The organism is Castellaniella sp., assembly GCF_036379515.1.
Lineage (GTDB): Bacteria > Pseudomonadota > Gammaproteobacteria > Burkholderiales > Burkholderiaceae_B > Castellaniella.
Genome location: NZ_DASVGN010000009.1, coordinates 124,392 through 134,107, shown reverse-complemented (window position 1 = coordinate 134,107; position 9,716 = coordinate 124,392). Strand labels below are relative to the sequence as shown.

Here is a 9,716-nt window from a genome sequence, read left to right as displayed (position 1 = left end):
TGACATGACCACAGACCCGAAATGGCAGACGATTGCCCGCAAGTCAGGCAAGCCTAGAGCTCTGGTGATCGCGATCTTCACGCACCTGATGCTGGAAGCGAACGAAGCTGATGATCGCGGCAGCGTGGCGGACGTCAACATTGAAGACGTCGCATCAGCCATGGACTGCGACGAAGAGGACGTCAGCGCGGTGCTGGACGCCATGCAGGAGCGCGTCATCGTCGATGGCCGTCTAGCTGGTTGGGAAAGGCGTCAGCCTAAGAGGGAGGACATCGGAAATCCCACCACAGGCGCGAAATCCAACACCGAACGTAGCCGGGAGCATCGGAAAAGAAAACACGATGCAACGCAAGGCAACGCATGCAACGACGATGCAACGCAAGGCAACGCACCAGAAGCAGAAGCAGAAGCAGAAGCAGAAGCAGAAAAAAGCAAAGGAGCGGCGGCGGCATCTCCCCCGCGCGAGCGCGTACGCGAGGCACCGCCTGCCGCGCCGCCTGCCAAAACGGAAATTTCCGAAGCTCCAGCAGAACCACCGGCTGCAATCCCCGACGAGGCCCCGAAGCGTGCTACGCAACTCGCCGTGCTGCTGCGACGCAACGGTGCTGACCCCCGAACCGTGCCCAACGACCGGCGCATCGTGGCCTGGGCCAGAGACGGCGTGTCCGACGCCGAGGCTCTGCAGGCCCTGGAAACAGCCAAGGCCAGACGCAAGGCCACCGGCAGTGATCAGCCGATCGGCACGGCGTACCTCGCGCCCATCGTGGCCGCCATCCGAGCCTCACCAGCGGGCGTGCTGCCGAGCAGGAATCGAAGCCGTCAGGATCGCTACGCCGAAGAGGCCGCGCAGATCCAGGCAATGGCCCGCTGGGCCGATGAAGAGCTGTCCAAGGGCAGCGCCAACGCACCACTTGCGAGGATTGCAGGATGACCACAGACACCGCTTTGCAGCCGCTGCCGCTTGCCTGGGCCACGAAGATCGTCGAGCGCATGCACCTGCTCTACGGCACTGCGTTCATGCGTCAGTGGGAAGGCCTGGATAAGCCGCAGATGGCGCAAGCGTGGGCACAGGAATTTGCAGGTTTCACTGGCGATGAAATTGCGCGGGGATTGCAGGCTTGCCGAAGCCGCCCCTACGTGCCGTCTCTGCCGGAGTTCATGCGCTTGTGCCGTCCCTGGCTGGACCCAGAGATCGCGTTTCGTGCAGCCGTGATTGGCGTGCAAAAACGTCGTGCAGGCGATATCGGCGCATGGCCCCATCCGGCCGTTTACTGGGCCGCTGTCGAGATTGGTCAGCACGACATGCTGAACCAGTCGTGGCAGACGCTTCGCAGCCGATTTTCAGCCGCACTTGACGTGCAGCTTGCCAGACGCGTTTGGGACCCGATTCCCATACCAGCCGCAGCACTGCCAGCTCCTGGCCAGCCCGCCGCCAGCAGCGAACAGGCCGATGCCGGGATCAAGACCATGGCCGCCGCTGCGATCGAAAAGCCGCGTGACCCGAAGGCTTGGGCACGCAAGATCCTGGAGCATCCTGAAGGGCGTGCATTAATTGCCGTCACGATGACTAAGCGCGCATTGGGTGAAGAGGTGGTCGCATGAATCACATCGAAGACGACCATCAGGCGGCATTGATCCGCTGGGCAAGGCTGCAGTCCAAAACCACGCCGGAATTGGCTCTGCTGCTGCACATCCCGAACGGCGGCCGGCGCAACATCCGCGAAGCCGCACGACTCAAGGCGCAAGGCGTCCGCGCCGGGGTACCAGACCTGCTTCTTCCGGTCTCGCGCTTTGGTCGACACGGCCTCTGGATAGAGTTGAAGGCGCCGAAAAATGGGCGTGTATCTGCCGACCAAAAACAGTGGATTGAAGATTTGAACAAACAGGGCTACGCCGCCATGGTTTGTGTTGGGTGGTTGCAAGCGCGCGACGCGATTATCGATTATCTGGGAGGGCTTTAACGTGCGATTACGCGACGAGGATGTGTGCCGTCTGTTGCCTCCTGATGCTGTAGCGCTGCTACGTGCGGCAGCGGAAGTGTCGACCGCTGGTAATCGTCTTGGTCGGCAGATAGCAATCGAGGACGCAACAGCCTGGATTCGCATGAGATACCCCAATTTTTTTGCGAGAACTTAGGTCATGAAAAAGAGGCTTGTTGGCGTCAATGAATCCGGGTACCGCGTCGGCGAGGATCACCACGGCGCGCGGCTCACAAATCACGAGGTTGATATGCTTCGTGTCCTGCACGAGGATGAAGGAATGTCGTACACGGTGCTGGCCGAGAAGTTTGACGTTAGTAAGTCGTGTGTTGCTGATATCTGTCGGTACCGGCGGCGCGGGCAGGTCTCGATTAAGTTCAAAATGATCGGTTGGGTTTCCTGATGCTCACTCAGAAACAGGAGGCCTTCTGCACAGAGTACATTGAGACGGGAAACGCCAGCGAGGCGTACCGGCGAGCCTACAGCGCCAGCAAGATGAGCCCTGGAAGCGTGAATGTCCGCGCATCTCAGATGTTGTCAAACCGTAAGATTGCTGTAAGGCTGCAGGAGCTGCGAAAACCAGTGGTTGAGGCTGCCCAAATGACGCTTGAAGGTCACCTCCAGCGCCTGGAGGAGCTGAGCATAGCTGCTGAAAAGGCGGAACAGTACGGCCCCGCTATTAAGGCGGAAGAGAGTCGTGGCAAAGCAGCCGGCTTCTACAAGGAACGCATCGAGGTGGGCGCGACAGAAAGCCTGGTGTCGGCCATCATTGCGGCAAGAAGACGAAGCAGTGCGGAAAATTGATCCCGACATGATGCTGGCCCAGGACATGGGCCGGTTCTACGATGATCCCCTGGGATTCGTCATGTACGCGTACGACTGGGGCCACGATGCTGCCCTGCAGGTAGTCAAGCTTGAGAAGCCTTGGGTGGACCGGTACCACTCGGTCTATGGGCCTGACGCTTGGGCGTGCGAGTTCCTTGACAGAATTGGCCAGCAGGTGCGCAAGAACGCGTTCGATGGTGCCGCGCCCGTCATGCCGATTCGTGAGGCTACCAGCTCAGGCCACGGGATCGGCAAGTCGGCTATCACGGCCTGGCTTGCCAACTGGATCATGTGCACGCGCCCCCACTGCAAGGGAGTCGTGACGGCCAACACCAGCGACCAGCTGGCGAGCAAGACCTGGGCGGAAATTGCAAAGTGGACCAAGCGCTGCATAGCGGGCCATTGGTTCACAGTCACCACGGGGCGCGGGGCCATGCGCATGGTGCACAACCTGTACCCTGAATCGTGGCGTCTGGACGCACAGACCTGCCGCGAAGAGAACAGCGAATCATTCGCTGGCTTGCACGCAGCTAGCTCCACGCCGTTTTACATATTCGATGAGGCCAGCGCCGTGCCAGACGCGATATGGGACGTGGCAGAGGGCGGAATGACGGACGGGGAACCCATGTGGTTCGTCTTTGGGAACCCTACGCGCAACACGGGCCGGTTCTTTGAGTGCTTCAACAGCCAACGCCACCGCTGGCACCACCAGCAAATCGATAGCCGTCAGGTGCAAATCACAAACAAGACCCAGATTCAGGAGTGGGTCGACGACTACGGAGAAGACAGCGACTTTGTGCGGGTGCGGGTGCGTGGCGTCTTTCCCCGCGCATCCAGTATGCAGTTCATCTCGCGCGAGGTTGTGGATGAAGCCATGAGCCGGGCGCCGCCTGCGCAGCAGACTCGAGGCCATACTGCCGTGGTCGGTGTGGACGTGGCCCGTTTTGGTGATGACCAATCAGTGATTCGCACTCGCATTGGTCGAGACGCGAAGACCTTCAAGCCTCTGCGCTACAGGGGGCTGGACACGATGCAGCTCGCCGCACGTGTGGTCGAGCATGTCGGCCTGCTTCGCGGCGCTGGCTATCACGTTGTCGTGTTTGTGGATGGCGGTGGTGTGGGTGGTGGCGTGGTTGATCGGCTGCGCCAGCTTGGGATTGATATCATCGAAGTTCAGTTCGGTTCCAAGCCAGACAATCCGAGAAAGTACTTCAACAAACGCGCTGAGATGTGGGGGCGCATGCGGGAATGGATGTCTTCCGGGTGCCTGGACCGCGACGAGATGGTGGCTACAGATCTCACAAGCATCGAATACGGGTTCTCGCCAACCGACCAGATTGTGCTGGAAAAGAAAGAAACGATGAAAAAGCGAGGCCTGGCTTCGCCCGACGACGGCGACGCCCTGGCTATCACCTTTGCGCAGCCCGTGCCAGATATGACGGATATAACCCCCAATCGAGATATCGCGCGTCGCCGGATGAACTACGATCCCCTGGCCCGCCAACGATAGGGTGCGCGTATCTCAGCTGGCGGCGGGTATCTTGCGGGCATGAAGCCCATCGTTCTCCCACTTACTGTTGATGAAGCGTTTGATTCGCCTAAATTCGTTGCTCTGTGCAACGAATACCGGGCGGAATCTTTGCGCAACCCGGATGGTGAGAGCGCGGTGCCGGACCGCGCCGCATACGAAAACATGATTGCCGCAGGCATCATGCGCCCGCTGGGCGTCTTCGTCGACAATGACCTGGTGGGGTTCTGTGCAGTGCTCATAACGCCGGTGCCCCACTACGGCGGGCGCGTATTGGCATCCACAGAGACGCTATTCGTGGCCCGGGCGCATCGTGCTGGAGGGGCTGGGATCACTCTACTGCGAGCCGCAGAGGACGTGGCCCATGAGGCGGGGGCAAGTGGGCTGTACGTATCGGCTCCTGTCGGCGGAGTGCTCGAGCGTGTGCTGCCCGGTCTCGGGTACCACGAGACGAACCGCGTGTTTTTCAGGGGACGGACATGATCCCAGCCACGCGCGGCCACGCGCTACCCGCTATGTCGGCACAAGCCGTTGCCCAGGTGCGAGAGCTTGAATCCATCACGGCGCAATGCCCCCAGGTTGCCGTCCAGACCCGACACTTGATTCACGCGGGCATGTACGCCCGCACGATTCGCGTACCGGCCGGCATGGTGCTCACGGGCGTGTTGATCCGCGTGCCCACCATCGTGATTGTTTCGGGCGACTGCACAGCCTATGTCGGGGACGAGTTCGTAGAGCTTCGCGGGTACCACGTGCTCGCGGGTAGCGCGGGGCGCAAACAGGTGTTCGTCACGCACGAAGAGACGGATATCACGATGCTTTTCCCAACCGACGCACGCACAGTTGAAGAGGCCGAGGACGAATTCACCGACGAGCCCGACCTACTCATGTCACGCCACGACGACAAACGCAATCAGGTCTATATCACGAGGAATTAATTATGTCAGGTGCTGCAACCATAGCCGCAGTTGCGGCCGTCGCCTCGGTTGGGGCGACCATCTACAACGGCATGGAGCAGAAGAAGTCTGCGGGCCGCGCTGCCGATCAAGCGGAGAAAGCAGCGAACCAGCAAGCCGCAGCAGCGGACAAACAGGCTCAGCAGGCTGAGGAAGGCGTCAATCGCGCCAATCAGAAGAAACCTGACGTTATGGGCATCCTTAGTGCTGCCCAGCAAGCGGGCAAAGCGGGCGCTGCGGGCACTATGCTTACGGGCCCACAAGGCATAGACCCTAGTGCGCTGCAGCTGGGCAAGAACACTTTGCTGGGGCAGTAGCGCATCATGCCGGGACCGACTGAACGCCAGCGCATGCAGCAACGATGGGGAGCTCTCAAGAATGAGCGCTCCACCTGGTTTGATCATTGGCGCGAGATCAGCGAGTACGTATTGCCTCGGTCTGGGCGGTTCTTCGTGACTGACGGCAACCGCGACACCCGACGCTACAACCGCATCATCGACAACACGGGCACCCGCGCCATGCGCATCTTGCCAGCAGGCCTCATGTCGGGCATGACAAGCCCCGCTCGCCCCTGGATTCGCCTCACCACGTCCGACCCAGAACTGGATGAGTCCTATGCGGTCAAGAAGTGGCTTGCGGATGTCACTCGCCTCATGCTCATGGTCTTTGCCAAATCCAATACGTACCTGGCGCTGCACACAATTTATAAGGAGTTGGGGGCTTTCGGCACGAGCTGCAACTTCATACAGGACGACTTCAAGAACATCATCCATAACGATCCGCTAACAGCAGGCGAGTATGCACTGGCTGTGGATGATCGGGGTGAAGTGAACACGGTGTACCGTGAGTTTCAGCTGACTGTGGCACAACTCGTGGCCAAGTTCGGCAAAGAAGCCTGCAGCGTCACAGTGCGTGGGCTTTATGACAGAGGCGCCCTTGATGCATGGGTGCATGTCGTGCATGTCATCGAGCCCCGGACCGACCGCGACCCTTCCAAGCGTGATGCTCGAAACATGGCCTGGAAGTCGTGCTATTTCGAGCTGGGTGCCAACGAAGACAGGTTCTTGCGCGAATCGGGCTACAAGCGGTTCCCCGTCGTGGCCCCCCGGTGGGAGAAAGGCAGTGGCAACGTGTATGGCGACTCACCCGCTATGGAGGCGCTGGGCGATATAAAGCAGCTGCAGCAGGAGCAGCTGCGCAAGTCGCAAGGCATCGATTACATGTCTAACCCGCCCTTGCAACTGCCTACCTCGCTCAAGAATCAGGACGCTGACTTGTTACCCGGAGGCTACTCCTACGTGGACATGGCCTCACCGTCAGGCGGCATACGCACGGCCTTCGATGTCCGCCTTGATCTGAATCATTTGCTCGCCGACATTCAGGACGTGCGCAGCCGTATCAACAGCTCGTTCTATGTCGACCTCTTCATGATGCTGGCCAACATGGACACGCACAACATGACAGCCACAGAGGTGGCAGAGCGTCATGAGGAAAAGCTTCTCATGATGGGCCCTGTCATTGAGCGCTTGCACAACGAGGCCCTGGACCCGCTGGTTGATGTGACGTTTGCCAGCATGATGGAGGCTCGCATTCTGCCGCCCCCGCCACAGGAACTGCAGGGACGTGAACTGTCCGTTGAGTACATCTCGGTCATGGCCCAGGCCCAGCGTGCGGTGGCCACCAACAGCATTGATCGCTACGTCATGAGCCTCGGGCAAATAGCCCAGTTCAAGCCCGACGTGCTGGACAAGTTCGATTCTGACCACTGGGCGGACGCCTACGGCGACGCGCTGGGGGTGGACCCTGAGCTGATAGTGCCGGGTGAAAAAGTTGCACTCATTCGCAAACAGCGTGCTCAGGCCCAGCAGGCCCAGCAGCAGATGGCAATGGCCCAGCAGGGGGCCGACACAGCCCAGAAGCTTGGAAGCATAGACACGTCCAAGCAAAGCGCTCTCACGGACGCCACACAAGCCTTCGCAGGCTACTCATAGAGGGGTGCGCGTATCTCCGGCGATCCCGCATAAATTGCCCACATGGAACACGCGGACCCCACCGATCTGCAGGCTCAAAAGCACCGGCGCAACTACAAGGCCACAGCTGGCAAGTTTGTAGAAGACAGAGCCCAGGATGACTGGAAATGGCTCATGGGTAGCAAGCGGGGCCGACGCATCGTGTGGCGGTTGCTGGAAGAGGCCGGAGTGTTCAGAGTGTCATTCAACACCAACGCAATGGCCATGGCATTTGCTGAAGGCAACAAGAACGCTGGAATCCGAATCCTTGCACAGGTTCAGGAGCGAACTCCAGACCTGTACATCATGATGGTGAACGAAGCACATGACGAACGACGAAAACCAGACGACGCAGACCACAACGACCACTGAAGGCGCGCCGTCCACTACTGCCCTGAATGACGCCCCTACTGATGGGACGCTGCTTGGGCAAAACGAGCAGCAGGACGACACTACCGCAACCCCGAGTGGCGAAGCCAAACCCGAAGCGAAAGCCGACGACAAGACCAAGCTCGAAGGTGCACCAGAGAAGTACGACTTCAAGGCGCCCGAAGGTTCCGGCGGGTTTGACCAGCAGGTGCTTGACGCGTTCTCGGAGGCCGCGAAGGGCCTGGATCTGTCGCAAGACAAGGCGCAACAGATTCTGGATAAGGTGGCCCCGGTCATACAGGCGCGTCAGCTTGAGCAAATTCAGGCGGTCGCATCCGATTGGGCAAAGACCGCCAAAGCCGACAAGGAATTCGGGGGTGATCACCTCACGGAAAATCTTGCCGTAGCCAAGAAGGCGCTCGATACCTTCGGGACGCCTGAACTGCAGAAGTTGCTCGTGGATTCCGGTCTCGGCAATCACCCGGAAATCATCCGGGCTTTCTACCGGGCCGGGAAAGCAATCAGCGAAGACCGTTTTGTGTCTTCCGGTCGCGCAAATGCGCAGGCGGAAGTCAACGCAAAGCGGCTGTACCCGAACAGCAACATGAACTAGGAGCATAGTAAATGTCCACTCTCTCCACGCGCAATCCTACCCTCGCCGATCTTGCCAGCCGCATGACGCCTGACGGCAAGGTTGATCCGCAGATCGTTGAGATTCTCAACGAGACGAACGAAGTCCTCACCGAAATGACGATGGTGGAGGCAAACGGCACGACTGAACACAAAACCACCGTTCGATCTGGGCTTCCTGCCGGTACCTGGCGCAAGCTGAATTATGGCGTGCCGCCTGAGAAATCCCGGTCTGTCCAGGTGAAGGACGCCATGGGTATGCTGGAGACGTACGCGCAGGTCGACAAGACTCTCGCAGACATCAACGGCAATACCGCAGCATTCCGCCTGTCTGAGGATCAAGCCTTTATTGAAGGCATGAACCAGAACATGGCGACCACGCTCTTCTACGGGGATTCGTCGACGGACCCCGAGAAGTTCATGGGCCTGTCTCCGCGCTACAGCGACCTGGGAGCCCAAAACGGTCGCAACATCGTCGATGGTGGCGGCAAGGGAAGTGACAACACTTCTGTTTGGCTTGCTGTTTGGGGCCCAAACACAGTGCATGGCATCTACCCCAAGGGTTCGCAGGGCGGCCTGCAGAATCGAGATCTGGGCGAGACCACGCTGATTGATGATGCAGGCGGGCTTTATCAAGGGTATCGCACGCACTACAAGTGGGACCTGGGCCTGTCCCTGCGAGACTGGCGCTATGTGGTGCGCATTGCCAACATTGACGTTTCCGACCTGGGGGGCAGTACCCCTGCCGACATACTCAAGCTCATGGTGCGGGCTCTGCATCGCATCCCTAATCTCCGCCTGGGTCGTCCCGCGTTCTACATGAACCGAACGATAGCGGAAGCCCTCGATATTGAATCCCTGAACAAGACCACTCTCGCGCTCAAGACGCAGGAGCTAGAAGGTCAGTTCTGGGAGACGCTGCGAGGCGTACCCATCCGCACCACGGATGCGCTACTCAACACCGAAGCCACGGTTTCGTAATCGGAGAATGCAATCATGATTATCGACAAACTCCTTCAGGTCTCCGACGACCAGGCCGTGACTGCCACGGCGGCATCTACTGACGTCATCGACTTCGGCCAGAAGACTCCCAACACGGGCCTCACTGACCGGCTTTCCATGGTCATCACGGTAGGCGCTGCCGCCACCGCTGCGGGGGCTGCAACCGTCACGTTCGCCGTGCAGGACTCGGCCGACAACAGTACGTTTGCGGATGTCGTCGCCTCGGCTGCTGTGGGTGTGGCGTCGCTTGCTGCGGGCGCTCAGGTGGTGATCCCCATGCCGGTGCTGCACCGCCGGTACGTGCGCCTGAACTACACGGTGGCCACTGGCCCCCTCACGGCCGGCAAGTTCTCGGCCCAAGTGGTTGCTGGCCTGCAGCTGAATACGCCGCTGCCTGGCGCACCGCTGTAAGGAGGCC

Annotated in this window: 14 protein-coding genes; all 14 read left to right on the top strand. The window is 59.8% G+C overall.

Annotated features, from left to right (window positions below; genetic code table 11):
- The coding region (locus VF285_RS03155) for a hypothetical protein (RefSeq protein WP_346951160.1) at positions 1–931 on the top strand (931 nt) is incomplete at its 5' end.
- Entirely contained in the window at positions 928–1,602 is a 675-nt protein-coding gene (locus VF285_RS03150; protein WP_346951159.1) for a hypothetical protein, read from the top strand. The genes VF285_RS03155 and VF285_RS03150, both read left to right, overlap by 4 nt.
- Positions 1,599–1,961: a VRR-NUC domain-containing protein gene (locus VF285_RS03145; RefSeq protein WP_346951158.1), complete on the top strand. Its 363-nt coding sequence runs from the start codon at positions 1,599–1,601 to the stop codon at positions 1,959–1,961. The genes VF285_RS03150 and VF285_RS03145 overlap by 4 nt, the downstream gene beginning before the upstream one ends.
- Positions 1,962–2,139: 178 nt before the next feature.
- Complete coding sequence (locus tag VF285_RS03140; RefSeq protein WP_346951157.1) at positions 2,140–2,382, top strand: hypothetical protein; 243 nt, start codon at positions 2,140–2,142, stop codon at positions 2,380–2,382.
- The gene (locus VF285_RS03135) at positions 2,382–2,783 is read left to right on the top strand and encodes a terminase small subunit (protein WP_346951156.1); all 402 of its coding nucleotides are present in this window, start codon (positions 2,382–2,384) and stop codon (positions 2,781–2,783) included. Before VF285_RS03140 ends, VF285_RS03135 begins: the two co-directional genes overlap by 1 nt.
- On the top strand, positions 2,770–4,314 hold the full coding sequence (locus VF285_RS03130) for a terminase (protein WP_346951155.1): 1,545 nt from the start codon (positions 2,770–2,772) through the stop codon (positions 4,312–4,314). Before VF285_RS03135 ends, VF285_RS03130 begins: the two co-directional genes overlap by 14 nt.
- Positions 4,315–4,353: 39 nt before the next feature.
- On the top strand, positions 4,354–4,815 hold the full coding sequence (locus VF285_RS03125) for a GNAT family N-acetyltransferase (protein ID WP_346951154.1): 462 nt from the start codon (positions 4,354–4,356) through the stop codon (positions 4,813–4,815).
- A complete protein-coding gene (locus VF285_RS03120) occupies positions 4,812–5,270 on the top strand; it encodes a hypothetical protein (RefSeq protein ID WP_346951153.1) in 459 nt (152 codons plus the stop codon). Before VF285_RS03125 ends, VF285_RS03120 begins: the two co-directional genes overlap by 4 nt.
- Positions 5,271–5,272: 2 nt before the next feature.
- Positions 5,273–5,605 carry a hypothetical protein gene (locus tag VF285_RS03115; RefSeq protein ID WP_346951152.1) on the top strand — a complete coding sequence of 111 codons (333 nt, stop codon included), beginning with the start codon at positions 5,273–5,275 and terminating at the stop codon, positions 5,603–5,605.
- A gap of 6 nt (positions 5,606–5,611) precedes the next feature.
- Positions 5,612–7,279 carry a portal protein gene (locus VF285_RS03110; protein ID WP_346951151.1) on the top strand — a complete coding sequence of 556 codons (1,668 nt, stop codon included), beginning with the start codon at positions 5,612–5,614 and terminating at the stop codon, positions 7,277–7,279.
- A 42-nt stretch (positions 7,280–7,321) separates the two neighbouring features.
- Positions 7,322–7,669 carry an endopeptidase gene (locus VF285_RS03105; protein ID WP_346951150.1) on the top strand — a complete coding sequence of 116 codons (348 nt, stop codon included), beginning with the start codon at positions 7,322–7,324 and terminating at the stop codon, positions 7,667–7,669.
- The gene (locus VF285_RS03100; protein WP_346951149.1) at positions 7,623–8,279 is read left to right on the top strand and encodes a protease; all 657 of its coding nucleotides are present in this window, start codon (positions 7,623–7,625) and stop codon (positions 8,277–8,279) included. Before VF285_RS03105 ends, VF285_RS03100 begins: the two co-directional genes overlap by 47 nt.
- Before the next feature lie 11 nt (positions 8,280–8,290).
- Complete coding sequence (locus tag VF285_RS03095; protein WP_346951148.1) at positions 8,291–9,277, top strand: major capsid protein; 987 nt, start codon at positions 8,291–8,293, stop codon at positions 9,275–9,277.
- 15 nt (positions 9,278–9,292) lie between these two features.
- Positions 9,293–9,709: a Bbp16 family capsid cement protein gene (locus tag VF285_RS03090; protein WP_346951147.1), complete on the top strand. Its 417-nt coding sequence runs from the start codon at positions 9,293–9,295 to the stop codon at positions 9,707–9,709.
- Positions 9,710–9,716: the final 7 nt, after the last annotated feature.